The sequence below is a fragment of the Facklamia hominis CCUG 36813 genome (assembly GCF_000301035.1).
Taxonomy (GTDB): Bacteria; Bacillota; Bacilli; order Lactobacillales; family Aerococcaceae; genus Facklamia; species Facklamia hominis.
The window spans coordinates 605,105-630,024 of record NZ_JH932292.1; the positions used below are offsets into that span (position 1 = coordinate 605,105).

The 24,920-nt window shown below is 40.9% G+C and carries 23 protein-coding genes; 9 read left to right on the top strand and 14 right to left on the bottom strand.

Going from position 1 to position 24,920, the window contains the following annotated elements; all coding sequences use genetic code 11:
* Nucleotides 1–14: 14 nt before the first annotated feature.
* From HMPREF9706_RS02660 to HMPREF9706_RS02670, 3 genes are all read right to left on the bottom strand, one after another.
* Nucleotides 15–1,028, bottom strand: a complete 1,014-nt coding sequence (locus HMPREF9706_RS02660; RefSeq protein ID WP_006907824.1) for a helix-turn-helix domain-containing protein — start codon at nucleotides 1,026–1,028, stop codon at nucleotides 15–17.
* Nucleotides 1,029–2,285, bottom strand: coding sequence for an MFS transporter (locus HMPREF9706_RS02665; RefSeq protein WP_006907825.1), 1,257 nt, complete (start codon nucleotides 2,283–2,285; stop codon nucleotides 1,029–1,031).
* A 122-nt stretch (nucleotides 2,286–2,407) separates the two neighbouring features.
* Nucleotides 2,408–3,478: a uroporphyrinogen decarboxylase family protein gene (locus tag HMPREF9706_RS02670; protein ID WP_006907826.1), complete on the bottom strand. Its 1,071-nt coding sequence runs from the start codon at nucleotides 3,476–3,478 to the stop codon at nucleotides 2,408–2,410.
* Nucleotides 3,479–3,717: 239 nt separating this feature from the next.
* On the opposite strand from HMPREF9706_RS02670, the gene HMPREF9706_RS02675 reads away from it, so the two are divergent.
* Both HMPREF9706_RS02675 and HMPREF9706_RS02680 read left to right on the top strand, forming a co-directional pair.
* A complete protein-coding gene (locus tag HMPREF9706_RS02675) occupies nucleotides 3,718–5,097 on the top strand; it encodes a TrkH family potassium uptake protein (RefSeq protein ID WP_006907827.1) in 1,380 nt (459 codons plus the stop codon).
* A gap of 10 nt (nucleotides 5,098–5,107) precedes the next feature.
* Nucleotides 5,108–5,779 carry a potassium channel family protein gene (locus tag HMPREF9706_RS02680; protein WP_006907828.1) on the top strand — a complete coding sequence of 224 codons (672 nt, stop codon included), beginning with the start codon at nucleotides 5,108–5,110 and terminating at the stop codon, nucleotides 5,777–5,779.
* A gap of 694 nt (nucleotides 5,780–6,473) precedes the next feature.
* On the opposite strand, the gene HMPREF9706_RS02685 is transcribed toward HMPREF9706_RS02680, so the two are convergent.
* From HMPREF9706_RS02685 to HMPREF9706_RS02705, 5 genes are all read right to left on the bottom strand, one after another.
* Entirely contained in the window at nucleotides 6,474–7,460 is a 987-nt protein-coding gene (locus tag HMPREF9706_RS02685) for a YdcF family protein (protein WP_006907829.1), read from the bottom strand.
* Between the two features lie 115 nt (nucleotides 7,461–7,575).
* Nucleotides 7,576–8,613: a hypothetical protein gene (locus HMPREF9706_RS02690; RefSeq protein WP_006907830.1), complete on the bottom strand. Its 1,038-nt coding sequence runs from the start codon at nucleotides 8,611–8,613 to the stop codon at nucleotides 7,576–7,578.
* 10 nt (nucleotides 8,614–8,623) lie between these two features.
* Nucleotides 8,624–9,421: a hypothetical protein gene (locus HMPREF9706_RS02695; protein WP_006907831.1), complete on the bottom strand. Its 798-nt coding sequence runs from the start codon at nucleotides 9,419–9,421 to the stop codon at nucleotides 8,624–8,626.
* On the bottom strand, nucleotides 9,414–10,106 hold the full coding sequence (locus HMPREF9706_RS02700) for an ATP-binding cassette domain-containing protein (RefSeq protein WP_006907832.1): 693 nt from the start codon (nucleotides 10,104–10,106) through the stop codon (nucleotides 9,414–9,416). The genes HMPREF9706_RS02695 and HMPREF9706_RS02700 overlap by 8 nt, the downstream gene beginning before the upstream one ends.
* On the bottom strand, nucleotides 10,099–10,470 hold the full coding sequence (locus HMPREF9706_RS02705; RefSeq protein ID WP_006907833.1) for a GntR family transcriptional regulator: 372 nt from the start codon (nucleotides 10,468–10,470) through the stop codon (nucleotides 10,099–10,101). The genes HMPREF9706_RS02700 and HMPREF9706_RS02705 overlap by 8 nt, the downstream gene beginning before the upstream one ends.
* Before the next feature lie 174 nt (nucleotides 10,471–10,644).
* Between HMPREF9706_RS02705 and HMPREF9706_RS02710 the strand changes: the two genes are divergently transcribed.
* Nucleotides 10,645–11,943 (top strand): MATE family efflux transporter, encoded by a 1,299-nt coding sequence (locus tag HMPREF9706_RS02710; RefSeq protein WP_006907834.1) that lies wholly within the window; start codon nucleotides 10,645–10,647, stop codon nucleotides 11,941–11,943.
* Between the two features lie 114 nt (nucleotides 11,944–12,057).
* Here HMPREF9706_RS02710 and HMPREF9706_RS02715 read toward each other — a convergent pair whose 3' ends face one another.
* Nucleotides 12,058–12,762 carry a hypothetical protein gene (locus HMPREF9706_RS02715; protein ID WP_006907835.1) on the bottom strand — a complete coding sequence of 235 codons (705 nt, stop codon included), beginning with the start codon at nucleotides 12,760–12,762 and terminating at the stop codon, nucleotides 12,058–12,060.
* Nucleotides 12,763–12,887: 125 nt separating this feature from the next.
* Here HMPREF9706_RS02715 and HMPREF9706_RS02720 point away from each other — a divergent pair, with 125 nt between their 5' ends.
* The 4 genes from HMPREF9706_RS02720 (at nucleotide 12,888) to HMPREF9706_RS02735 (ending at nucleotide 16,643) form a co-directional block, all read left to right on the top strand.
* Nucleotides 12,888–13,559 carry a DUF3841 domain-containing protein gene (locus tag HMPREF9706_RS02720; protein WP_006907836.1) on the top strand — a complete coding sequence of 224 codons (672 nt, stop codon included), beginning with the start codon at nucleotides 12,888–12,890 and terminating at the stop codon, nucleotides 13,557–13,559.
* 190 nt (nucleotides 13,560–13,749) lie between these two features.
* The gene (locus tag HMPREF9706_RS02725) at nucleotides 13,750–14,706 is read left to right on the top strand and encodes a tRNA dihydrouridine synthase (protein WP_006907837.1); all 957 of its coding nucleotides are present in this window, start codon (nucleotides 13,750–13,752) and stop codon (nucleotides 14,704–14,706) included.
* Nucleotides 14,707–14,767: 61 nt separating this feature from the next.
* Nucleotides 14,768–15,772: a signal peptide peptidase SppA gene (gene sppA, locus HMPREF9706_RS02730; protein ID WP_006907838.1), complete on the top strand. Its 1,005-nt coding sequence runs from the start codon at nucleotides 14,768–14,770 to the stop codon at nucleotides 15,770–15,772.
* A 1-nt stretch (nucleotide 15,773) separates the two neighbouring features.
* Nucleotides 15,774–16,643, top strand: coding sequence for an RDD family protein (locus tag HMPREF9706_RS02735; RefSeq protein ID WP_006907839.1), 870 nt, complete (start codon nucleotides 15,774–15,776; stop codon nucleotides 16,641–16,643).
* An 87-nt stretch (nucleotides 16,644–16,730) separates the two neighbouring features.
* Here the strand turns inward: HMPREF9706_RS02735 and pheT are convergent, their stop codons facing one another.
* The 3 genes from pheT to HMPREF9706_RS02755 all read right to left on the bottom strand — a co-directional run bounded on the left by pheT (nucleotide 16,731) and on the right by HMPREF9706_RS02755 (nucleotide 21,068).
* Nucleotides 16,731–19,160, bottom strand: coding sequence for a phenylalanine--tRNA ligase subunit beta (gene pheT / locus HMPREF9706_RS02740; RefSeq protein WP_006907840.1), 2,430 nt, complete (start codon nucleotides 19,158–19,160; stop codon nucleotides 16,731–16,733).
* Entirely contained in the window at nucleotides 19,154–20,227 is a 1,074-nt protein-coding gene (gene pheS / locus HMPREF9706_RS02745) for a phenylalanine--tRNA ligase subunit alpha (RefSeq protein ID WP_006907842.1), read from the bottom strand. The genes pheT and pheS overlap by 7 nt, the downstream gene beginning before the upstream one ends.
* A gap of 337 nt (nucleotides 20,228–20,564) precedes the next feature.
* Complete coding sequence (locus HMPREF9706_RS02755; RefSeq protein WP_006907843.1) at nucleotides 20,565–21,068, bottom strand: HD domain-containing protein; 504 nt, start codon at nucleotides 21,066–21,068, stop codon at nucleotides 20,565–20,567.
* Between the two features lie 160 nt (nucleotides 21,069–21,228).
* On the opposite strand from HMPREF9706_RS02755, the gene HMPREF9706_RS02760 reads away from it, so the two are divergent.
* The gene (locus HMPREF9706_RS02760) at nucleotides 21,229–21,750 is read left to right on the top strand and encodes a transcription repressor NadR (RefSeq protein WP_006907844.1); all 522 of its coding nucleotides are present in this window, start codon (nucleotides 21,229–21,231) and stop codon (nucleotides 21,748–21,750) included.
* Between the two features lie 104 nt (nucleotides 21,751–21,854).
* On the top strand, nucleotides 21,855–22,427 hold the full coding sequence (locus HMPREF9706_RS02765) for a hypothetical protein (protein WP_006907845.1): 573 nt from the start codon (nucleotides 21,855–21,857) through the stop codon (nucleotides 22,425–22,427).
* 108 nt (nucleotides 22,428–22,535) lie between these two features.
* On the opposite strand, the gene HMPREF9706_RS02770 is transcribed toward HMPREF9706_RS02765, so the two are convergent.
* A complete protein-coding gene (locus HMPREF9706_RS02770; protein ID WP_006907846.1) occupies nucleotides 22,536–23,303 on the bottom strand; it encodes a TrmH family RNA methyltransferase in 768 nt (255 codons plus the stop codon).
* Nucleotides 23,304–23,383: 80 nt separating this feature from the next.
* Entirely contained in the window at nucleotides 23,384–24,802 is a 1,419-nt protein-coding gene (pepV, locus tag HMPREF9706_RS02775; RefSeq protein ID WP_006907847.1) for a dipeptidase PepV, read from the bottom strand.
* Nucleotides 24,803–24,920: the final 118 nt, after the last annotated feature.

The following is a 24,920-nucleotide window of genomic DNA, read 5'->3' on the forward strand; positions in this document are numbered from 1 at the left end:
ATTTTTAATATAAGCTATTCATCTAAACCTAAATCCTCACTGAGTCGTTGAATCAAGGATCGAATTAATTCTTGGTTAATCTTTATCGAAGCTTTATCGTTGGGGTTTTGATAAATCAATAATAAAGCATCTGCCAAACGGGATACATGATAGGACACAGCTGCCGGTGTAATTCCCAATTCCTCAGCAATATCTTTTGCTTTCCACTCTGCCTGACTCGCTCGCACCAATACTTGGTAACGCGTAGGGTCCGACAAGAGCTTCAATAAATCAAAAAAGTCCTCCTGACTCAATTCATGACCCGTCCATAACTTTTCGTGACGGGTCGATAGTAATAGTATTCCTTGATTTTGGTGTTTCATAATAATCAATTGAGGAAAAATAGGTGACAATATCGTCACCCAAATCTCATCAAGCTGCAAGCCTTCAATAAAATCTGTTGAGATCATTGGTAAACGCCTCAAAAGATCCTCAACATCTAGTCGCTGAGCATAATCAGACCGCTCTTTTTCATACTGCCGATAAATTGGTTGATAAAATCGATCTAAGTCAAAGACCAATTGACAAAAGCCATCGATAAAGGCCAATGGATCATGAATCGCCTTAGCCCACGCCCAATATTGCTCAGTTGTAAAAGACTCTTCTAGTAGTAAATCAAAGATTTCTGCTGCGCTGAGTGCTTCTGGTTGATCAGCTTGAAGCAATTGAGCCAACATTTTTAGAATTGTTGCTTCATCCATTTGACCTAATAATTCAATCAAAGACTCAATATCGTCAGGGAATTTTGGAAAACAGTCGATTAACTCCGTCACAAAAAACTGACCATTAGCTTGTAAATAAAAGCTGTTAATCGAAGAACTCAATCGTGCTAACTCTTCTTGAACTTGATCGAATACTGACTCATCGGCAGCTAATATATGTCGCCACTGACCAATAAGATTGCTATATTGGTCATCAAATTGGCCAATGGAAGGCAGCATGAGTAGTTCGTAGCAATAAGCCGACGATTCATTGATCCGTGTTTTCAATTAGATCAAATCCTTTCTGCGTTGAATCATTTGATAAATAACATATAGGGTTAAACTTAACATACTTACAAAGAGGCTGACCACTAATAATTTCAAAGAAAGAAAGTTCATTAAGATAACTGTCACTCCGCCAATAATCACCACTCCGGAAGTAATTAGGGTTCCAATTGAGGACATGGTTAAAGAAATACGTTCTTCCGGCAAATGATTCATAAGATAGGCATTAAATTTAGGTCCAATTGCTCCCGATACCAAAGCCAAAAAGAAAATCGTTGCAAAAAAGGCGTAGACATTTCCCAACCATAAACTTAGATAGATAAACACACCTGCTAGAGCACCTAAAAATAGCTCCTGGTAAAGACCCAAATGTTTGAATATGGACATGGCCAATAAAGACCCAATTAATTGCCCAATTAATAGGATAATGGGAAATAAAGCGATTGTTTGTGTTGCAGACCCTATAACAAAACCTGGTACTTGGTCAATCGACAAAACCAATAGATTATTCAATGCCGCCAAAACCCCATTTAATAAAGCTACAATAATCAAGATATTCATCATATGAGGTAAATCTCTAAACTGTAAATAAGCTAATTTTAACCTTTTTATAAAGTTGAGCGAATCCTGATCTGATTCTTTTTGATCCGTTTCTAATGGCCGGTCGATAAACAAACGCTTGATTTGTGGGGTTATACGCCACACTATTAAAAAAGACAGTAAAAAAGTCATGGAATTAATCAAGGCAATCTGACGATACGAAAAATATAATAAGAAAATGGATCCCGATGAGAGAAAAATTACTTGACCCGCTTGCAAGAGGGCTTGCTTAAAACCCATGGCCGACTCACGTTCTTCATTATTTAAAACCCGCAGAGAAACTGGGATAAAAAGCGATGACTCATATTGTCCTGCCAAATCAGAGATTAAATTAATCAAGCTGAAGCCTAGCACTAAATACAAGGCTGCTTCAAAGGACATCAGATAGGCAACTCCCAAATAAAGGCCTACTCGTAATAGTTGTGTCTTTAATATGGCACTGATCTTATTAGACGTCCGATCAGCTAAATCTCCCGTAAAAATAGCTGTCATTAAGGGAATCATCTCCGATAAATAGATAATAGACATGGCTAAAGTAGTTTGCGGAATATCTAAGACATATCGCATCATCACTAAGTAATATAATGAATCCCCAAAATTTGAGATTAAATCAGACAAAGTTAAGGACATAAATAGCTTATTCGACAAAATCTGTTTCATAATAAAGACTCCTTTAATAAAAAGTTAAACAATTGTTTAACTTTAGTTTAAAGGATTATTTTGATTAAGTCAACGTTTAATTTTAAAAGTAAAATCGCCATTTTATTCAACATATATTTAACTTAGTTCAAAATACGATTTCGCTTTTTTGCATAAGTTGTCGCTCCTGCTAAACACGCCGATAAATAAGCTTCAATATTTTTTTCGCTCGTCGCGTAAGGTATTCCACAACCCGGCCCGATTATAAATCCCTTCGAACTATCCCAAGCTTTAGTAAAACAATCATCAACTTCTTCACGAATATCAGAGGAGGTCCCTTGATAGATCGTCTTAACGGGAGCTACGTTGCCTAGAAGACACACTGAATGCCCTAGATGATCTTTAGCGAGTGATAGATCGACGATCTCATCTAAAGAAAAAATATCCACACCAATTGAGATGATATCATCCAAAATTTTAACAGTATTTCCACAAATATGTAGAATGACCGAAGACTGACAAGCATGCATGTGTGCCACCAAATCTGTTAAGTAAGGTTGACAAAATAGCTTAAATTGCTTTGGAGAAATTAGTGATGTCGAGGCGACTGGATCCGAAATCCAGAAAAAGACACCTAATTCCGCAAAGGGCTCAATCATCTTTTTGAAAAGATTGGTAATGATTCGCAAGGCTTGGTGTATCTGATCGGGTTGCCGTCGCAAGGCCCGTAGTACATATTCCGCCTCCATTAATGAAGTCAAGGCGGTTAAAGGTCCTGGAATTTCGAATTGGATAATGGCTCCTGGACCGAGAACCTTAACCATTTTTTGACAGGCTTGATACAACTTAAATAAATTAGGGTCCTTAGCTATTTCTGCTTTAGAAAAAGTTAACCCCAATACCTCATCAATGCTTGCACAAGCATAATGATCCACAGCTGGTGCCGAATCTGGAAAATCTAAAAGTCGGCTTCCCAAAGCTCGTCCCAATCCGTTCAAACCGTAATCCACATTCAGATGATCATAACAATATCGCTGATAGAGAGCAATTTCCTGATCAGCAATCGAATCGGCTGACGCCTGCCCTTGTAGGTAATTTTGGCCATTTAACTTGGATACAATACTATTATGGGTGAATTCGATCGGTAGCCGATCCAATTCTTGACCCGATAATAACGCTTGTCGTCTTTCCTTAGGAGTCATGGCTTCTATCATTAGTAATCTCCTCCTTAAAATAGTACAGCTCACTTTCTAAGCATAGCACATTCTTTGTTAAATTCCTCACATCGATATTTATAATTATCAATCCATCGAACCCGCTAGTAATGCCACTTTAGAGATTTATCTAGATTATTTATTAGAATATTTTATAAGTCCATTCTCCCAAGACTGGTTTTTTTTCAAGAAAGAGGCTATAATGCTTGCATTCGAACATATATAAAGGAGTATCCCTATTGAAACATGCATTGATTAAATTGACCCCACCCCAGAAGATTGCTTTAAGCTTTCTGTTAGTGATTCTTAGTGGATCATTACTCTTGTCACTACCCATTAGTCAGCTTGCTAGTTCCCAAGCAAACTACTTGGATCATTTATTTATTGCCGTTTCTGCTGTTTGTGTAACTGGACTTTGGACGCAATCGATTCATGACTCGTATAACATACTAGGGCAAGTTATAATGATGATCTTGATCCAAATCGGTGGCCTAGGCTTAATGACGATCATTGGATCAATCTATCACGGACTGGGACAGCGAATTGAACTAAAAGATCAGATCACAACTAGCCAGGCCCTTAACCGTAGCTCACAACAAAACTTAGGTGAATTCCTTGGACGAATTATTCGCTACACGGCAGTCATTGAAGGAACAGGCGCCCTCCTTTTAGCGGGATTCTTTGTCCCACATTTAGGTTGGGGTCGCGGATTATTTAACGCTATTTTCACAGCCATTTCCGCCTTTTGTAATGCGGGCTTTGACTTAATGAGCAACGATTCCCTCACTTACTACAATGACAATCCTCTATTGTTAATAACCATCATGGTCCTAATCGTTCTTGGAGGAATTGGCTTTGCTGTTTGGTTCGATGTCGCCGATCAATTTCAAGCCTATCGTCAAGCTAAACGCGGCAAAAAAATAGGTTACTATCTACGCCATCTTAAAACCCATACCAAGCTCATGATTCGTGCCACCCTGGCTCTAATTCTTTTAGGAACCTTGTTCATCTCCCTGCTTGAATGGCACAACCCTGATACGCTCGGTCCCCTCTCAAGTGGTCATAAGTTGCTAGTGGCTTTCTTCGAAAGCATCACAATGCGCACGGCCGGCTTTTCAAGTATCGATTACACCAAGGCACATCCTGTAACCTTGTTATATTTTATTGCCAATATGTTTATCGGTGGTGGATCAGGAGGGACAGCCGGTGGTTTAAAGGTAACCACTTTTGTTTTAACCTTAATGCTGGCCATGCAGGAAATCCGCCAGTCTCGTTATGTTTCTTATGACTACCATACCATTCCTACTTCGACTGTGCGGTCTGCCTTCGTTCTCTTTTTGATCTATATCAGTCTCTTGCTAAGTGGATCTGCTCTACTACTCGCCTTTGAGCCAGACATTAATTACCTGTATCTCCTGTTTGAATCCATGTCAGCCCTTGCCACTGTTGGAGTATCTGCTAGCTTAACACCCGGTCTGTCGACCGCAAGTCATTTAGTTTTAATCGTCCTCATGTATGCAGGTCGGATCGGTCCCATGACACTCTTATTAAGTTTACATGGTCGCCAACGAAATAAATACGATGTTGAATATTCACGCACAGAAATTATTATAGGATAGGAAGAATAAAATGAAAAAAAATCGCATTATTGGAATTTTAGGTTTAGGACTTTTCGGTTCAGCCTTAGCACGGCGCTTAGCTAGTCACGGAATTGAAGTAATTGCTTGTGACATCGTCCCCGACCACGTCAATGAAATTGATGAAGAGTTAACAATCGGAGCCATTGGTAATTTTACAGATCTTGATTTTATGCGAGAAACAGGCTTTGGTAACTGTGATATTATCGTTATCGGAACAGGAGCCAATCTTGAAGCCTCTATTCTCGGTGTTTTAAATGCTCAAGAATTAGGCGTACATAGAATATATTGCAAAGCCAAGGACCAACGCTCAGCCAAGGCACTTAAAGCAATCGGAGCCTATCAAGTTATTCTGCCTGAAACCGAAACAGGCTACCACCTGGGTGACCTACTGGCTCGTCAGTCAGTGGAAGATATTGTCAACCTAGATGACCAGACAGCCATTGTCGAATTCTATGCTCCTGAACAATGGTGGAATAAGGAAATGAACCACCTCAAGCTCCGCCAAAAATTTGATTTAAATATTATCGGCTTACGCCAAAAACCTGGTGAAATCTTAAACACTAAATTCCCTGCCAACTATACTTTCAAGGCTGGTGACATCATCGTAGCAGTCGCTAATATTCAAATCTTTGACCAAGTAGACTACCTAGAAAGAATATAGAGTGCGAGCAATAGCGCTTTGGGGCGCTGCAATAAGTGAGCACCCGAAGTGCTTGAAAAGCGTTCGAGGGGAATCGCTTATTGACAAGGCCAAGCTTTTGTGAGCACGTTTTATGAGAGTGCGACAACTTGCGTTTACCTAACGGATGTAAGACTGTAAGTTGCTAAAGCAACAACAGTCTCAGCATCCCCTGTAGGCTAAGCAAAGCATGGACAGGGCGATTGGAAATCGCACAGGACGTGATTTGCTTAGAACTCAGGGGATGCAAGTTGAAGCACGTTTTAAATAGAGTGCGAACAATTGCGATTACCTAACGGATGTGAGACTGTAAGTCGCTAAAGCTACAACAGTCTCAGCATGCGCCGCAGCGGTAAGTGAGCTTTCGAAACACTCAAAGAGTGTTCGAGAAAGATCGCTTAACGTCCAGGCGCTGCAATTGTGAGCACGTTTTGACAGAGTGCGACAAAAGTCGTTAGGAGCCGTTGAGCTAAGCAAAAACACGAGCATTTTCAAAGAAAATGTTGAGGGTTTTAGCTTAGAGTCTAGGCTCTGACTTTTGGAGCACGTTTTAACAGAGTTCCAACAAATACATCTACCCTCTCATCAGTCAATGACCCTTGATAAACTTACTGATAAATTAGTTAAAAGACTGGATCCATTGAAAAACTTACTCAATGGATCCAGTCTTTTATTTTTATCCTTCCAACCAAGCAAAAACCACTAAACAAATAGCAATGAAGGCTAAAATATGCTCTTTCTTCTTTAAATACAAGAAACCAACATATTCACGAATATATGCATTTAAGGAAAAAAGCCAATCGGCTGACGCAGCAATCCCAATTAAGGGAATATCCAATTCATCCGCAATCAATAAAGCTCTCAGGAGATGATAATAATTAGTTACCAAGGCAATGTGTGCCGGAAAGTTAATCAATTGCTTACAAAAGAGGAGGTTTTCATAAGTAGTGGTCGATCGATCTTCTTGAAGAATCTGTTCTGGATCTACTCCACGTTCCTTAATATAGTTTGTCATAGCTTGGGCTTCCGATACCAACTCATCCTCCCCCTGTCCTCCCGACATAATCAAGCGACTCTTAGGATTCAAATGAAATAGTTCAATCGCCTTATCCAAACGACGTGCCAACGTGGGGCTTACCTGATCGTGCTGAAGTCCTGCTCCCAGAACAATAATATAATCAAAATTCTGACTTTTCGATCGTCCTAAATTTAACAAACTTGCTAAATTATAAATACTCAATAGAATCAGTGCATAGATAAAACCTACTGCCAGAAACCAATAACATAATTTGAACGCCCAGTGGACGGATTGAAGATGACGCAAGGAAGGATTCGCCCATAAAAAACTGGCAATAAAGAGAGTTAACAATAAGCATCCCAGTGAAAATAGTCGCCTACCTTCTGGTTTAAAAACCATTAGGCTATTCAACAAGACCAAAAGCGGTCCAGAAAAGACCCCAATCCCAGCCCCTAGCATCAGTAAACTCGCAAAAATCTTTTTGAACCAAGAACTTGTCTCCAAGTAGGTAAAATAGCCAATAAGCAGCACTAAGGACAAACTCAAAAAAGCCAATAAGCCTAACAAGATCGTATGCGGTCGCTTAAAATAATAGTATAACAGCACCAAAAGACTCATTGCTAATAATAAGTATAATAAAACCAAGCCCTCACCTACTTTTTTGACATTAGCTCTATTCTAACATGTCAATAAAAAAAGTAACAGCTAAACAGATAGAAAAAGAGATGGAAGAAGACTCTCCCATCTCTTTAAAGCGGAATTAGCTCACTGATAAACTAACAATTCGGTAATCCTTGCCGGTCGATAATTCTGCCGAAGCTAATTCTTTCATACTTGCTAGATCATAAACCTTTATTTTTTGATCCTTAGTAATCAGGTAAAGACGATCATCTACAAATTGAAGGTCTAAGATCGTCAGCTCTTCAAAAAGCGTTTTTTCCTTAGTCGTATTAAGACTTAATTGTGAAATTTTAACTTGATCTTCCGAATATAAGACCTTAAAAACTTGATCTTTATAAAAATAATATTGACTCTGACGATCAGTGATTTTTAAAGATGTTTTTTTAATTTTAAGTGTTTCAGGATTTAGACGATAGACTTGAAAGTTAACAGCTCCTTCCGGATCAATCATCGATGAAGTGGCTTGGTCTAGGTCTTGTTCAAGAATAAAATCTGACGTTGAGCGAATTGTACTCATGGCATAATAAGATGGATCAATCCCTTCAACAAGCCGTTCATCTAGAATAGCGCCACTTTTAGCATCTAGCGTTAACACACATAATCCCCCATCCGTCGAATAGATCAAATAATCTGCCCGATCGGTATGTACAACTTGACTAATATAAGGAAATTGCGTATTTTTTAAGGTATAGCTTATCTCATAATAAGTCTTTTCAGTAAGATTTAATCTGACAATTGCCATCTGTCTTGGGCTCGTATTTCTAATCCAAAGTTGATTATTAAAATAAGGAGTAAATCCCTCTAAATTTGGCCGATTTGGTAATGGAAATTGACGATAGATCGCTTCTTTGTTAATCGATTCTTGATCCACGACATTCATAAATGAATCTAACTCTAAGGGGTTGGACTTACCTTGATAAACATCTATCCGCTCCATTGGACCATTAGGCTGTGACTCTAAGAAGAAACTAAGTTGGCGATCCTTTAATAATTCGGCTTGTCCCTTAATCTCTTTTAATTGAACTTGATTCAAGGCCCATAAAGGCATGCTCCAAACAATGAGGACAAATGCCAGAACCACTCCAATAGCTCCCATCGCTAATTTTTTTCGTTGCATATGACCCCTCCTAAATTGAAATATAGTTATTCATTAAGTACTTAGCCCCTGCTAGATTCAGAGCAATCATCAGAGCCTGGGCAACGATAAAGAAACAAGAACTCTCAGATTGCAAAAGAGGCATCTGCACAACCGTCATCACGATCACTAGCTGCAACAATACAAAGACCGTAAAATATAGTCCCCCGATCAACAAGGTCTTGCGCCAACTATGCGATTTCTTGGAGCAAATAATAATACAAAGATTAAAAAGACTCACTAAAAAATTAATTCCCGCACTATAATAGTAAATTCCCATTGTGATTCCCACTGGTACCAGGAGATACACCAGACGCAAGCTATGAACCCAGGCTTGAGGCCAGGAGATCACTTGAAAGAATCGTGGAAAGAAGGAACCAATTAGATTAATCAAAGGAAGCATCAGAATCTGAACCAATAACAAGCCAGCTATCATCAATAAGATGGAAAATAACTTAGCCATATAAACAGCCATCCGTGATCCCGGTAAGCTTAACAATCGGTAGATATAAGCTCCTTCTAAACGCCACTCCCTAAGCCAAGTATATATACTATAAACAATCATGGCTAATACCACACCGCCAATCACTAGGACCGTTAGCATTGACTGATCAAGAACTGTTACTATGTCTATTTTATTATTCAAGCCCATGGGATCGATCTGAAACTGTTTGACTAAAGCCAAAATCAAAGCGGCTAATTCACCGACCACCGCAAAAGCTAATAAGACCAGATAAAAGCCTTTGGCTCGTCTTAACTCATCACTCAATAACATTAAAAACTTATTCACCTCGATACACCTCCCGCATCCGATCAATCAGCCCCTTACCAGTCGCTTCCCGATAGTCTTCTAACTGTAGCTGGTCGACAATTCGCCCATCTTGTAAAAAGACAGCCTGATCAATCATAAATTCGACCTCCTGCACATCATGGCTAGAGATCAAGACTCCTTGACCCTCAATTAATTTGGAACAAAAAACCTGACTAATCTCCTCACGTGTAAATAAATCAATCCCTGCAAATGGCTCATCCATCAAGATATATTCAGAATCCAAAGCCAGACCCAATAGGAGATTTACCTTGGCCACATTTCCTTTAGAGAGTTCATCAATTCGATCTTCAGCATTAAGATGAAAAAAATCGAGCATCTCCAAAGCTCTGGACCGATTAAAGGTCTCATAATAATCTTGCATAAAATCTAGCGCTTGCTGAATGGTCTGATTTTTTAAAACAATAATCTGGTCTGGGACATAGGCCACTCGATTATAATCTGCTTCGGTCATCGATTGACCATCAAGCAATATTTCCCCTTTTCCTTTGGGGATCAAGCGCATGATCAGGTTCATCAAGGTAGATTTTCCTGAACCATTCTCACCAACCAAGAACGTAACTTGACCTTTTGGAATCTGCAAATCCACTTGGTCTAATACCACTTTCTTTCCGTAAGATTTTGATATGCCTTTCAATTCAATCATGGGATGCCTCCTCCTCTACATAGTCTTCTAATGCTTGGAACATAACTTTTTCATCAACATTCAAGGCCTGCACTTGGCGATAAAATTGCTCAATGGCCTGCTTTAGACGCTGTCTCCTCAATCGATTCAATAAAACTTGATCTTGAGTCACTTGACTTGGTACATTCGCCAAGGTTACAATCACCCCTTCTTCCTCCATGGCTTTAAAAGCCCGTTGAACTGTGTTGGGATTAACTTTAAATTCTGAGGCAATTGCCCGTCGTGACGGTAACTCACTCCCTAAGGGATAAGTTCCCGCCAGGATCGCATCAATAAAATAATCCTTCATCTGTTGGTAGACGGGCAGCTTATCATTCCACTCCATTTTACCCCCCCTGTATCTTTTAACTAAGTGTATTAAATGATTCATACAGCTTAAGTGTATTATATACTTGGTACACTTTTTCTGTCAAGCACTTTTAGAACTTTTTACCTCTTTGACATTATTTTAACCTTCATGCTATGATGATCGCTAAAGACCTTAGAAAAGAGTGACCCCATGCAAGATCTCAAAGAATTTATCCACTACACCCTCAGCAATACCCTCAGTATGATCGGTATCTCTATATATATCATGGCAGATGTTTACTTTATTGCTAAAGGAGTTGGTCCCGAAGGCATTGCCGCCTTAAATTTGGCCCTACCCGTTTATAATCTCGTCAATGCCTGCGGGCTCATGTTAGCTGTAGGATCTGCGATCTATTTTATCCAAGCCAAAGCACAAAATAATCAGCCGGCTAGAAACCAAGCTTATTCAACTGGCCTCATCGCTTGCCTAATCATCGGGGGCCTCTTTTTATTGATTGGGCTCAGTGCTTCTAGCCAACTAACCCAGTGGCTAGGTGCCGATACGCATGTCTATGAGAGTACCCATGTCTATCTACGTTATGTTCTACTATTTGCTCCTTTTTTTATTCTGAATCAATTCTTTTCCCTCTTCGTTAAAAATGATGGCTATCCACAGCTGGCCATGTATGCCATGTTGACAGGTAGTCTCTTTAATACAATTTTTGACTATGTCTTTATTTTTATCTTTGATATGGGGATGAAAGGAGCTGTCTTAGCGACGGCCTTCTCCCCGATTCTTGGCATCCTAGTAAATAGTTGGCACCTCATTAAAGGAAAACCCAATTTTAGTTTCCAAGTCCAAGCCTTTCAATTCCAAAGATTAAAAGCTGCTCTATCCGCTGGGCTCCCCTCCTTCATTTCTGAATTATCCGTGGGACTCGTGATGCTGGTCTTTAACTTTTTGATTTTGGATCTAGCTGGCAATACAGGAGTGGCAGCTTATGGTATCCTAGTCAATTTACTATTCGTCATTATTGCGATCTACAATGGAATTGCTATGGGAACTCAACCCTTATTAGGCCGTTTTTATGCTCTTCGCGACTTTAAAGGCCTACAACGCATTCTTCATTATTCACTCATAACTGTCATCCTTGTTAGCTTAATCTTCTATAGTGTGGCTTTACTAATCCCTCATGAATTGATTGCCCTCTTTAACTATCATGAAGACTTAGCGATGGCACAAGTTGCCTACCAGGCGTTTGGTCCTTATTTCAGTCAATGCCTCTTTCTTGGAATCAATACTGTATTAATTATGTACTTCATTTCCAGCAATCGCGCCCGCCTCGCTCAAGTTCTAGCAATTCTCAAAGGCTTTGCTTTAGTACTCCCACTAGCGCTAGTCTTATCCCATATTGCAGGTCTTTCTGGTCTATGGGTATCCATGACCCTTAGTGAAGGCATCGTCATGGCTCTTGGCCTCTACTATTGGCGAAGTTCACCCCGACTATAAATCACCGAATCCAAAAAGCCGCTACTCTTCGCAATGAAAAGTAGCGGCTTTTTAACTAACCCTAATAATAAGAAACGCTTGCCTCTAATCAATAAACCTTAATTCGATTCAAGGCTATTGAATCACTTGCCTCAAAATCGTCTCTTGTAAATCCGCATAGTCAAAATGATCTAAGGAACTCGGGTCCACCTTAGCGGCTTTTACCACTTGCCCATCTTGAATTATAAGAAAACCTGTTTCCAAATCTTGCCCTTGCGAAGAAGGTGATTTTAAACAAGCAATGATCGAAAAGGGCTTATCTGCTAACATTTGACCAAAAGCTTGAAGCTGAAAAGTTGAATCTTGAATCAAATCTTCCACCGGACTCCCTTTAGACCATGCCTGAAAAGCGGCATCACTCACTCCCTGATGAGGCGACTGAAGAGGGTTTTCTAGACTAACACAAGCCGTATAAGTCAAGTGATCATAATAGAAGTAAAAGTCCAACTCTGCTTGATCTTGGTAAGGGTAGACCACACGAACGAGCCCTTCTCCTAATTCTTCAACCCGTCGTTTAGAATCATCCAGTCGATCCTTAACCTTAAGATCGAAGGTCTCACGATTCGTACCTTCTTCCATCTTTGCTAGATCTGATAATACTAAATCCTCCATGACACTTTGGTAGTCAGCATAGGCTTCTTCAAGACTAGCATTCGTAGAAACAGCTGAATTTAGCCAGTCCGGAAGTGATTGCGCTTGAACGATCGGCGGATTGAGGGTCAATTTGCTTAACAAAGCTAAGATGATGACCCAGCTAAAATAACGGGAAACTTTATTCATGGCAATGCCTCCTTTGTCAATTATCTATGATTGTAGGTAACTTTTCCCAAATTCTCAAGTTATTTTTATTTAAAAAATATTTTGATAAAATAGACTTATCATCAAAATGAAGGGGCAATCAAGGAATGACCGAATATGTCGAACTCTATACTCGCCAACATGAGAATTCTATCTATGAATTAGTGAATAAAGGGCTTATTACAAACAAAGAACTTTATGTCCGTCTCCATATGGGACTAGATGCGAATTACTTTATCGAGCGTTATCAAACCTTTGTCGAAATGGCTCAAACAATTGTAGCTCGACCCAATTCTAGCCTTTTTCCGATCTGGGGGTCTCCCTGCAAAGAATATAGCCTCATGCCAGAGGAAAATTCTTTAGTCTATCATCTCAGACTGCCAAAGAACGAAGTGATTTATTTTGACGGCCTTAAGTGGGACTATGTGCTCAACTATCTTTACGTTCCAATTGATGAAGCAGACCAAGCCCAACATACAGCCAAGCTGAAAGCTCTAGGGATCCAATCGGGTCATTATCTCTTCCAAGCAAAATTCCAAGGGATGTATGAAGATCTCAAGAAGGAAGTACGACAATCCTGGTGGCGCATCTTTGATGTTGACCACATTGAATTATTTAATACTCAAGGGAACATCTGGCAGATCAAACCTGAATGGGTTCAGTCTATCCGCCATTATGGTGAAAGCCTCCAAGAAGCTGAAGTACGCCCTCTAAATCTTCAAGCAAGTCTTGATCGTGTCAAAGCTCGCCAAAGCAGCCTAAGTGACAATCATTACTAAATAAAATAACTATGCTATCCTTCTTGACTAGCTACAATTTATCAAGGCTTCTTCATAGCATCTTATTCATTCAGCTTTCTTTGCAGAAAGAATGGTTTATGCTAAAATTAAAGCACTATTTATCGAACAAGATCCGGTTTGCAGCCTGTAACCGGATTTTTTATATGAATCGCAAATTGGAGGTTTTTTAATGCAGGTTAATTTTTGGCAAAAACTTAAACGCCCCTTCTTCATCCTAGCACCGATGGAAGATGTGACCGATGTCGCTTTTCGACATGTCGTTGCTAAAGCAGGACGGCCAGATGTCTTCTTCACAGAATTCACGAACTCCGAATCCTATTGTCATCCAGTAGCCGTAGACTCCCTACGCAAACGCTTAGTCAAAACAGACGATGAACAACCGATTGTTGCCCACATATGGGGAGATCGACCAGAGTATTTCGCTAAAATGGCAAAAGGAATGAAAGAAATGGGTTTTGCAGGAGTCGATATTAATATGGGCTGCCCCGCACCTAATGTCTATAAACACGGTCGAGGAGCTGGCTTAATCCATCGACCAGAAGTAGCCGCACAGTTAATTCAAGCCAGTAAAGAAGGTGGGCTGCCCGTTTCCGTTAAAACAAGGCTAGGTCATCAAGATCCCGAGGAATATAAAGAATGGTTAGTTCATTTGCTAAAGCAAGATATTGCTAACCTATCCGTTCATTTACGAACCAAAACAGAAATGTCCAAAGTCCCCGCTCATTGGGAATTAATTCCAGAAATAAAAAGACTGCGCGATCAAATCGCCCCAAACACCCTTTTGACCATTAATGGGGATATATCAGACCGACAGAAGGGATTAGAACTTGCACAAGCAAATGGAATCGATGGAATTATGATTGGTCGAGGCATCTTCAAGAATCCCTTTGCTTTTGAGGATCCAGCTAAAGACCATTCTGCTAAAGAACTGATCGATCTTTTCCGTTATCATCTTGATGAGTTTGATCGCTACCCCTTTAAGCCCTTCCCAGCTCTGAGACGGTCCTTCAAAATTTATATCCGTGAGTTTAAGGGAGCCAATGACCTAAGGATTCAACTCATGGAAGCAGAGACTTCCGATCAAGCTCGCCAGATGCTGGATGATTTTGAACGCCAGCATTTATAATCAAATAGGTATACCCTTACAACAAAAGATGTTAAAATAAACCTAGAAAGGTGGATCAATTATGAACAAGAAAAAATGGATTGTTATTGCATTTGCCGTCATCTTATTGGTGGCCGCAAGTCTGTCAAACTCATTTAGGCAAGAAGATTCCAGCGAAGACAAAACGGACTGGTTCAATCAACAGATGACAAGTCTCCTCTCAGACAAGAACTACGTCGAAAAAATACGCGAAGAAGGCGACCCCTCCCAACGAATCCTAGTTATCCCCATCGAAGGTGTCATTGGTGGCAACAATTCTGCTTATAATCAAGAACTCATCCTTGATACCATTGAACAGATTCGAAATGACGAAAGTATTGCAGCAGTCGTCCTAGAAATCGACACCCCAGGGGGATCCGTCTATGAGACACGGGAAGCCTATGACCTCTTTAAAGAAATCCAAAAAGAACGTCATATTCCGGTCTATGCTAGCATGAAGTCTGTCGCTGCCTCAGCCGGCTACTACTATGCCATGTTGGCCGATAAGGTTTATGCTACTCCTGAGACCCTAACGGGTTCCATCGGGGTTATCATCAGTGGTCAAAATGTCAGCAAATTACTTAACAAAATTGGTATCGAATCTTATGTCTTCAAATCAGCCGACTTAAAGGATATGGGATCCAGCACCCGCGAAATGACCCAAGAAGAAAAAGATATCTTCCAAAATATGATTGATGAAAGTTTTGAAACTTTTGTCAAAGTGGTCATGGAAGGACGTCATATGAAGGAAGACAAAGTACGCAAACTCGCTACCGGACAAGTCTATACCGCTCAACAAGCAGTCGACAATGATCTGATTGATGGCATTAAGTACTATCGTCAAGTCATCGATCAAGTGCGAACGGACAACGACCTTCAAGATGCCCAAGTCTTTGAGAAAGTATCAGATAATGAAACGTTCTCTGGGATCTTCTCTAGCTTCATGAAGGGGCAAAAATCTTATCTCGACCAATTTAATGAGATCATCGACCGCGCTGAACGGTTAGAATTACCGAAAGTAGAGTATCGCTGGGAAGGTGGTTATTAATATGACCACAGACCGGCTTAAACAAGATCAGATCGAACAAATATTCAAAGGAACTTCGATTAAAGAATCGATTAAACGCCTTAAGTCCTCCGATATCCGCGTTATTTCCAATGATGACTTGCAAAAACGACTCAAAAAGACGCAAGAGCATGAAAAAAAACCAACATTTGATCAAACCGATAAAAGTTTGGTTGATCCTGTGGCTAAAGCTCAAATCGATACGGCTCCTAATTCTAAGCAGAGCATGATGGCTCCGGCCAACGAAAATCTAAAAAGTCCAGGAAAAACGGCCATTCAAGCAGGCTTAAAGCCCGATTTCAAAGAAAAGGATCCAGTTCAGTCTCAAGGTCAAGCTAAAAGTAACGATCAAAGCACTTCCCCACTAAAGCCTAGCTCATTAAAAGACTCGAATTTATCTAATTATCAGTCACTTCCTCAGGAAGTTTTTGCTGGTTTTGGCCTTCGAATTAGCGCCTACCTAGTAGATTGGCTTATCGTTCAATGGCTCAGCCGATTAATTCTCAATCTTTGGTCACTATCCGACCAAGATTCATTCACACATATCATAACGATCCTCATCTACATTGGCTACTTCTTCTTATTTACTTGTATTCTTAGAGGACGTACACCCGGTAAAATCTTATTTAATTTGCGCGTGGTGCCACTTGATAAAGATCGTCAAACCCTTTCTTGGTCGAGTCTCTTGGTCCGTGAAGTGTTCGGTCGCATCATTTATTACTATGCACCCTGGTTAGGCTTAATCCTCGCTGTTACCCCCTACCACCAACACCCTGTGGATATGCTAACAGATACAGCCGTAATCAATGAGAACTACCTCACAGCCTTTAGTAAAATGCAAACTGCTCATTAAAAATACAAACCGCCATTCATCCTCTCTTATCGGAATGAATGGCGGTTTTTTTAGTTGAAACTAAATTCTTATAATAAGTAGACTTGACTAACGAATTTCTAAACCTTGAACTTGCCTCAAAGCTTCTTCAACCCGGTCCATACTTGCCTTAACTTCCTCATCCGTCAAAGTCTTAGTTGGATCTTGGAAAGTTAGGCGATAAGCTAATGACTTCTTACCAGCCTCAATCCGATCTCCTTCATAGAGATCAAATAGTTCTAACTCAATCAGATGTTCCCCTGCCGCTTGGCTAATGATATCCACAAGGTCTTGATGAGCTGTTGCTTGATCAACCAAGAGAGCCAAGTCACGGCTAGTTTCTGGGTATTTAGCTAGTGGGATTTGAGTAAGGTCAGCGACTTCCTCGTTAAAGATCGGTTCCATATTTAATTCAGCAAAATAAGTCGCAGCCTCTAAGTCAAACTCTTTCGCTAAATGAGGATGGACTTGTCCCAAATAACCAATGGATTGACCATCGAAGAAGACCCGAGCAGTTTGACCTGGGTGCATAAAGGAAATTTCTTCTTCCACTTGGAATTGAATTCGATCAAATATGCCTAAATCATCAAAATAACTTTCTAGCATTCCCTTAATATCATAAAAATCATAGTTTGTTTGTTTTTGATACCAATTAGAAGCTTGCGACTGACCGGATAAAAGGATCGATAATTTTTCAATCTCTGTAGGCTGTGTATTTTCTACTTCTTGACCGTAGAATACCTTACCAATCTCATAAAAAGCAAGAGGCCCATTATGACGTGCCCGATTATATTGTGCAATATCTAATAAAGAAGCCAACAAAGACTGCCTTAAAACAGCATGGTCTTCGGACATCGGATATTGCAATTTGACAGGTATCCCGGCATGTTCTGTTAAGGCTGCTTCTTTATCGGAGACCAAGACATAGGATACGCACTCGGTCAAGCCCACAGATTCCAAAATAGACCGACTGGCCCGAATCAATTTTTGACGACGCGTCAATTGAGCAGGCTTACCAGTTGCTTGAGGCAGGGTGTCTGGGATATTATCATAACCATAAATTCGAGCAATTTCTTCAAGAATATCCGCTGGAATCGCAATATCCCACCGTCTTGCAGGAACCGTCACAGTAAAGTCCTCATCGGTAAAAGTCAGTCCAAATCCTAATCGGTCAAAAATAGCCTGTAGCTCGTTATCCGTCAATTCAATACCTAACTTATCGGAAATTTGCGATTTTTCAACCGTCACTTGGACAGATTGAGCAGGCTGGTTAACCACTTCAACTACTCCTTCTTCGACTTGTCCATGTCCCAATTGAGCCATCATAATTGAAGCCTGTTCTCCTGCAAAGCTCGTTAGATCTCGGTTAATCCCTTTCTCAAAGCGACTTGAGGATTCTGAACGTAAGCCCAGTCGCCTAGAACTGCGTCGGATAGTCTGACCCTCAAAGACAGCAGATTCAATTAATACCGTCTTGGTCTGGTCGGTCACATGCGTCGATAAGCCACCCATCAACCCAGCTAGGGCTACCGCTTGATCACCTGCAGCAATCACTAGGTCTGAGCTTTCCAACTGACGATCTACTTCATCCAAGGTTACTAGGGTCTCATCAGGATAAGCCTTACGTACAGAGATTGACTTGGACTTCAATGCATCAAAGTCAAAAGCATGTAAAGGTTGACCATACATAATTAAACTATAATTCGTCGCATCCACAATATTGTTAATTGGACGAATATTCGCTTTCATTAATTTTATTTGCAAAGCGATCGGACTCGGCTTAACCGTCACGCCATTTACCAGCCGCAACTGATAATGGGCACTCATCTTAGGATCTAATACCTTGACTTGAACTTGATCCAAATAATCAATCGCTGCAACCTGATCCGCTTGAAGACTTAAATGGTCAAAGTGGGGCTCTTGATTAACAATAGCACCAACTTCATAAGCCGTTCCATACATGGATAAAGCATCTGCCCGATTGGGAGTGATGGATAATTCTAAAATAGGATCATCTAAAGCTAGATATTCAATAACAGAGGTCCCAATAGGCGCATCTTCCGGTAAAAGCATAATGCCATCTGCGAATTCCTTAGCGACCACCGAATCAGAAAACCCAATCTCCTGCAAGGAACATAGCATTCCATTGGATACTTCTCCTCTAAGCTTCGAGGACTTGATTTTAAAGCCACCTGGTAACTCTGCTCCTACTAAAGCTACAATAACTTTGGCTCCTTGATGAACATTAGGCGCTCCACAGACAATTTGTAAAGGTTCGCTTTGACCCACATCCACTTGAGTTATTTGTAAATGATCCGAATCCGGATGAGCATGCTGTTCTACTACTTGCCCAACTAGCAAAGGTCCCTTCAAATCATCCGCTAGATTGGTTACTCCTTCAATCTCAATCCCCGTTCGGGACATTTTCTCAGCAATCTCCTCAGCTTGATGGCCAGAAAGATCCAATAATTCACTTAACCAACGATAAGATACTAGCATCGATTTTGACCCCCTTTAAATTGACTTAAGAAACGTAAATCGTTCTGATAGAAATGACGAATATCATCGATTGAATACTTCAACATAGCCACACGATCAATTCCGACACCAAAAGCAAAGCCAGAATATTTTTCTGGATCAATCCCCGACATGGCAAGCACATTTGGATGAACCATCCCTGCTCCCAACACTTCAATCCAGCCAGTGTCTTTACAAATATTGCAGCCCTTGCCGCCACATTTGAAACAAGACACGTCGACTTCAACTGAAGGCTCTGTAAAAGAGAAAAAGGACGGGCGAAGTCGAATTTCACGTTCTTGACCGAAGAAGGCTTTAGCAAATTGCGTCAAGGTCCCTTTAAGATCGGCTAATGTAATTTTCTCAGCGACTACCAAGCCCTCCATTTGATGGAATTGATGGGAGTGCGTTGCGTCATCATTATCTCTCCGAAAGACCTTACCCGGTGAGACCATCTTGAGCGGTCCATCCTTTTCAAAGTCATGCTTTTCCATAGTTCGTGCTTGAACAGGTGAGGTATGGGTCCGCATTAAAACTTCTGAGCTAATATAAAAGGTATCCTGCATGTCACGAGCAGGGTGATTCTTCGGCAAATTCATCTTCTCAAAGTTATAAGAATCCAATTCAACCTCGGGTCCCTCTACAATTTGATAGCCCATCCCCAAGAAAAGATTTTCCAACTCTTCCCGTGTTTGCGTAATAATGTGACGACTACCTTGAAAGTTTCGACGTCCTGGAAGGGTAATATCAATCCGTTCACTTGCCAACTGAGCTTGTAATTCTTTAGCCTTTAAAGCTTCTTCCTTGGAAGCCATCACTTGATTGAATTCCCGATGAAAATAATTAATCATTTGTCCTAACTGTGGTTTTTCCTCATTCGACAGATTTTTCATAGCTTTGGAAACCTGAGTCAATTGACCCTTTTTACCCGTATAATCTACTCGAATTTGTTGTAGAATCTGAGTTGACTCCGCCGCTTGAATTTGATTTAATGCGGACTCCAATAATTTCGTGATTTGATCTTGAAGTTCTTGCATTTGATCTACCATATTATTCCTCCTTCATTTAAGCTAACGTCAATAAAAAAAAGCACCTCCCAAAAGGGACGCGCAAACGTGGTACCACCCTAGTTCCTAAATGGCCGACCATTCAGGCACTTGACATTGTTAACCCCAATGAAGGTATCCTTTTCTAGTGAACCACTATTAACAGATCGACTCCGAAGTTGAACGAAAGGTCTGCTACTCCTAGCTGGTTTTCACTCACCCCAGCCTCCCTGAAAGGATTCACAAATACCTTGGACTTCATCTTAGCCTTTAATATTGGTTCAAGTATAACTTGAAATAGAAATAGAGTCAAGAACCCAAAAATTGGCTTTTCATTCAATTAACGCACTGAAACAAAATATTTAAAAGGCGCCCTATGTTTGACTTTCTCTTTCATACCCGTCAATAATTCACGGATCGAGGAATATTTATCCATTAGGGTCACTATATAAGACTCTGGATAAGCCGGTAAAGCCAAGGTCGCTCCAAACATATGTTTTACAATAATATCTTGCTCTTTAGGGGATAACTGGGTAATTGCTAAGGCATTCTTCAAGGCAATTCTTGGATGTTCATAATTATGCCCCCGTCCCCCAACAGTCTTCTTATCTTTAGAATCATAAAAGAATAAATCATGCAAGAGTCCCGCTCGTGCCGTTGCCTTAGCGTCCAAACCCAACCACTTGGCCAAGCGATAGGACCGATAAGACACACCAATCGAGTGGTCTAAACGGTTAGTATAATGATGATGGACATAATTTTTTAGTGACTGAACCTGTTGATTGCCCATCAAATCCGCTACATCTTCTAAATACTCACGATCATCTTTCCATTTGCTAGTCATATAACCGCCCCTCTCATTGCTACCATTCTACTATACCCTAAAAAGATGACTTTTATGTAAAGATTCGATTATTTTTTGAGGTGAATCCACCAATAACTATTCTTTCCCCTCGCCAAAGAAGGAAATCTTTCTTATACTTAGAGAAAAAGGAGGTCTAAGCATGAAAGCAAAAGAACGGCGCCAAGCTATCTTAGCTGATTTAAAAAAACAATCCCATCCTATCACTGCTTCACAACTTGCTCAACGCTACCAGGTCAGTCGTCAAGTCATTGTTGGAGACATTGCGCTCCTTCGAGCCTCCGATATTGCAATTACCGCCAGCAATCAAGGCTATTTCCTAACGTCTCACTTAAAAAACACACGTTGTTACACCGGCAAGATCGTCTGTCAGCACGGACTAGACCAAACAGCCACCGAACTTCAGGCTATTGTTGACTTGGGAGCCCGACTCATCGATGTAGAAGTCGACCATCCCATCTACGGACTCCTCTTAGCCCCTTTACCCATTGAAAAGCAGGCAGACATTGATTACTTCATGCAAAGTATCAAGCACGATCCATCCAAACTATTATCATCACTCACAGAAGGCCTTCATAGTCACACCATCCAATGCCGAGACCTTGATCATTTCCACCAAGTACAAGACCGACTCAAGGAGTTGGGAATTCTCTATCATGACTAAAGCACTAGCTCATAGTGAAGCGAAACAGCAGGAGGAGATCCATCACCTGTCTTGACACCTGACAAACTTTGCTTTACACTGAGATCATTCTAAAGGAGGATCTCATGGCAACCCATTTTAACTATCATCCATCAAAAACTAAAAACCTAACTTATATGGCCATATTAACAGCATTTGGTATCTTAATTCCTGCCACCATGCCCATCCGTTTTGTACTAGGTCCCGCTTCTTTTACGTTGGCTAGCCATGTTCCTATCAAACTAGCCATGTTTCGTTCACCCACTTGCGCAATCATGGTAGCCATCGGAGCTGCGCTTGGTTTCCTATTATCTGGCATGCCGCTAGTCATCGTCTTACGCGCCCTCAGTCATTTAATCTTTGCTAGCCTAGGCAGCTATTACTTGATGAAGCACCCAAGGCTATTAAGTCAAAGACGACGACGTTTTATGTTTTCTTTAGTCATCAACTTCATTCATGGTTTAGGTGAAGTCCTAGTGGTTTATTTACTAACCAGTATCGGACTAGCTGATTTAGGTGCGCATTATCTATTAACCCTCTTTGTCTTTATCGGTTGCTCCAGCTTCATTCATGGACTGATGGACCTAGAATTAGCCTATTACCTAGCCCGCTTTTTAAAAGAACGGGCAAAGATTCCCATCACGCCTCTAGACCTATAAATAAGATCAAGCCATCGGATTTCCCGTCAAATCCTAGATTAAATCTTTTCATACAAAAAGGCCACAGAATCATCTGTAGCCTTTTCTTCTTTCCCTTAAATCCAACGATTAAGCTTTCACCCATTCAAACATTAGTATTCCACTAGCCACTGCCACATTCAAGGATTCCGCCTGACCTGGCATGGGAATATAGACCTTTTCGGTCGCTCTTTGTAAAAAGGTCTCACTAACCCCTTGGCCTTCATTCCCTACGACCAGGACCCCTTTTTTTCCAGTGAGATATTGATAAGACTGGGCTTGCCGATGTAAGGCTGAGGCATAGATCGGCAGCTGACTTTCTCGAATAACCTCTAAAATTTGATCATTCCTCCAACCCTGTAGGATCGGCAAATGCCATAATGAACCTTGGCTTGACCGAATAACTTTATCGTTATATAAATCGACACACCCTTGATTTAATACTACACCCGATAAGCCAGCAGCATCAGCCGTGCGAATAAGGGTGCCTAGATTCCCAGGGTCTTGAACGCCATCACACAAGAGATAGCGGTCTCCCTTCAGGCTAAAATGACATGTCGCTGGTATTTGGAGGACTGCCATAATCCCTTGGGATTGCTGAGTCATGGCTAAGCTATCAAAGGCCTCTTTGGCCAATTGAATCACTCGATCTTCATCGATGCCCTCAATAAGCCCTAATTTATCCACCCAATCCTCACGAATGAGGAGCCACTCCATGACTTGGCTGGTTTTTAAAGCCTCTTGAATCAAATGAGGCCCTTCAATAAGATAGGCTCCTGCTTGCTTACGACCTTTAGCAGTTTGGAGTTTACGCCAGCCCTTTACTCGGTCATTATTTTTTGATTGAATCCATTCCATGACCTTCCTCCTTATCCATCATAAATTGAACAGCGCCTCAAGCTTTCAACTTGAAGCGCTGTATTTTGAATTGCTAAATCTTAACAAGCCAAGCGGTAAATAGCTTCAGCATAAATCGCAGTTGCGCGAAGCAAGTCTTCTAATGCTAAGAATTCATTGGCTTGGTGCATGGTATCAATCGAATCAGGGAACAAGGCTCCATAGGCTACCCCACGTTTCATTAAACGACCATATGTTCCGCCACCAATACATTTTTCATGCGCTTCAAGACCTGTTTGGTGATGGTATACATCGAGCAGTGTTTTCACCAGATGGTCATCAGCTGGCACATAATGCGGCTCTTTAGCATGCGACATCGTGATTTCTAGATTCATATTAGCTAGGGATTTCTCAATATGTCCATTAATCTTATCAGAGTCCGTTCCTTTTGGATAGCGGAAGTTGCAATCAACAAAGCCACCCTCTTCTTCATCATAACGAATGATACCCACATTCATTGAGAGAGCGCCCATCGTTTCATCAGTAATCGCCACACCTAAACGACGTCCTTCAAAGTCAATATGCAAAATTTCTCCAACTAATTGTAAGAAATCTTGGGCCGCTTGATTATCAAAGGCATAATTTTTTAAGAAATTAGCCAAATAAGTTCCCGCATTCTCTCCAACTTCTGGCGTTGAACCGTGTCCGGCCTTACCCACTAGCTCTATGTGCAAGCCATCCGCTTCAACCTGAGCTTTACCACTCACTGGCAGATCTTTAAGATAAGCCTCGAATGCCGTCTTAGCTTGGTCATTATTCGAAAAATCAACCACAGCGCTCGCATCTTGTGGCACCATGTTGGCTCGAATCCCAGCTTCTAACTTAATTAAGTGGGCTTGACCTTCTTTTGATTCACCTTTAGCTAGGCTAATTAAGGCAGAGACATTCCCCTTTTCACCGTTAATAATAGGGAATTGAGCGTCTGGTGAAAATCCATAATCCGGCATTTTTTCCACTTTAGCATAATGATCCATACATTGCCAGCCAGACTCTTCGTCGGTTCCAACAATTAAATGAATACTCTGCTTAAATTCTGCCCCCAATTCACGCAATAATTTAAGGGCGAAATAAGCTGCTACCGTTGGTCCCTTATCATCGGAGGAACCCCGAGCATAGATCCGACCGTCCTTAATCACAGGTTCATAAGGATCCGTGTCCCAACCCGTTCCTTCAGGCACAACGTCCATATGGCCTAAAATACCCAGGACTTCTTCCCCTTGGCCGGCTTCTAACCGTCCAACGAGTGGACCAAATTGCTTTGTTTCAAAACCATCCTCCCTAGCCATTGCTAGAAATTCTTCTAAGGCCTTCAAAGGTCCAGGCCCTACTGGAGCTTCCTCGCTCGCTTTATCGTCTTCACGGACAGAGCGAATCTTCAATAAGCGGAATAGATCAGCCAAGAGACCTTCTTGTCGTTTTTCCACTTCTTCTAACCAATTAATATGATCAAGATTGGTCATATAATCCCTCCTTATCATTCGAATAAATAAAACTTGAATACGGTACCATTATATCATAGTTACTGGAAGCTCTTCAATGTTGATTCTCCTAAACCACTGATCAAATATAAAAAGAGTG

What these genes read in the sequence shown, in the direction of transcription:
- HMPREF9706_RS02700 (WP_006907832.1), bottom strand. Translation starts at nt 10,106, where the DNA reads ATGATTGAATTGAAAGGCATATCAAAATCTTACGGAAAGAAAGTGGTA.
- HMPREF9706_RS02720 (WP_006907836.1), top strand. Translation starts at nt 12,888, where the DNA reads ATGACCGAATATGTCGAACTCTATACTCGCCAACATGAGAATTCTATC.
- HMPREF9706_RS02755 (WP_006907843.1), bottom strand. Translation starts at nt 21,068, where the DNA reads ATGACTAGCAAATGGAAAGATGATCGTGAGTATTTAGAAGATGTAGCG.
- pepV (WP_006907847.1), bottom strand. Translation starts at nt 24,802, where the DNA reads ATGACCAATCTTGATCATATTAATTGGTTAGAAGAAGTGGAAAAACGA.
- HMPREF9706_RS02690 (WP_006907830.1), bottom strand. Translation starts at nt 8,613, where the DNA reads ATGCAACGAAAAAAATTAGCGATGGGAGCTATTGGAGTGGTTCTGGCA.
- HMPREF9706_RS02715 (WP_006907835.1), bottom strand. Translation starts at nt 12,762, where the DNA reads ATGAATAAAGTTTCCCGTTATTTTAGCTGGGTCATCATCTTAGCTTTG.
- pheS (WP_006907842.1), bottom strand. Translation starts at nt 20,227, where the DNA reads ATGGTAGATCAAATGCAAGAACTTCAAGATCAAATCACGAAATTATTG.
- pheT (WP_006907840.1), bottom strand. Translation starts at nt 19,160, where the DNA reads ATGCTAGTATCTTATCGTTGGTTAAGTGAATTATTGGATCTTTCTGGC.
- HMPREF9706_RS02710 (WP_006907834.1), top strand. Translation starts at nt 10,645, where the DNA reads ATGCAAGATCTCAAAGAATTTATCCACTACACCCTCAGCAATACCCTC.
- HMPREF9706_RS02725 (WP_006907837.1), top strand. Translation starts at nt 13,750, where the DNA reads ATGCAGGTTAATTTTTGGCAAAAACTTAAACGCCCCTTCTTCATCCTA.
- HMPREF9706_RS02765 (WP_006907845.1), top strand. Translation starts at nt 21,855, where the DNA reads ATGGCAACCCATTTTAACTATCATCCATCAAAAACTAAAAACCTAACT.
- HMPREF9706_RS02670 (WP_006907826.1), bottom strand. Translation starts at nt 3,478, where the DNA reads ATGATAGAAGCCATGACTCCTAAGGAAAGACGACAAGCGTTATTATCG.
- sppA (WP_006907838.1), top strand. Translation starts at nt 14,768, where the DNA reads ATGAACAAGAAAAAATGGATTGTTATTGCATTTGCCGTCATCTTATTG.
- HMPREF9706_RS02705 (WP_006907833.1), bottom strand. Translation starts at nt 10,470, where the DNA reads ATGGAGTGGAATGATAAGCTGCCCGTCTACCAACAGATGAAGGATTAT.
- HMPREF9706_RS02760 (WP_006907844.1), top strand. Translation starts at nt 21,229, where the DNA reads ATGAAAGCAAAAGAACGGCGCCAAGCTATCTTAGCTGATTTAAAAAAA.
- HMPREF9706_RS02680 (WP_006907828.1), top strand. Translation starts at nt 5,108, where the DNA reads ATGAAAAAAAATCGCATTATTGGAATTTTAGGTTTAGGACTTTTCGGT.
- HMPREF9706_RS02770 (WP_006907846.1), bottom strand. Translation starts at nt 23,303, where the DNA reads ATGGAATGGATTCAATCAAAAAATAATGACCGAGTAAAGGGCTGGCGT.
- HMPREF9706_RS02735 (WP_006907839.1), top strand. Translation starts at nt 15,774, where the DNA reads ATGACCACAGACCGGCTTAAACAAGATCAGATCGAACAAATATTCAAA.
- HMPREF9706_RS02665 (WP_006907825.1), bottom strand. Translation starts at nt 2,285, where the DNA reads ATGAAACAGATTTTGTCGAATAAGCTATTTATGTCCTTAACTTTGTCT.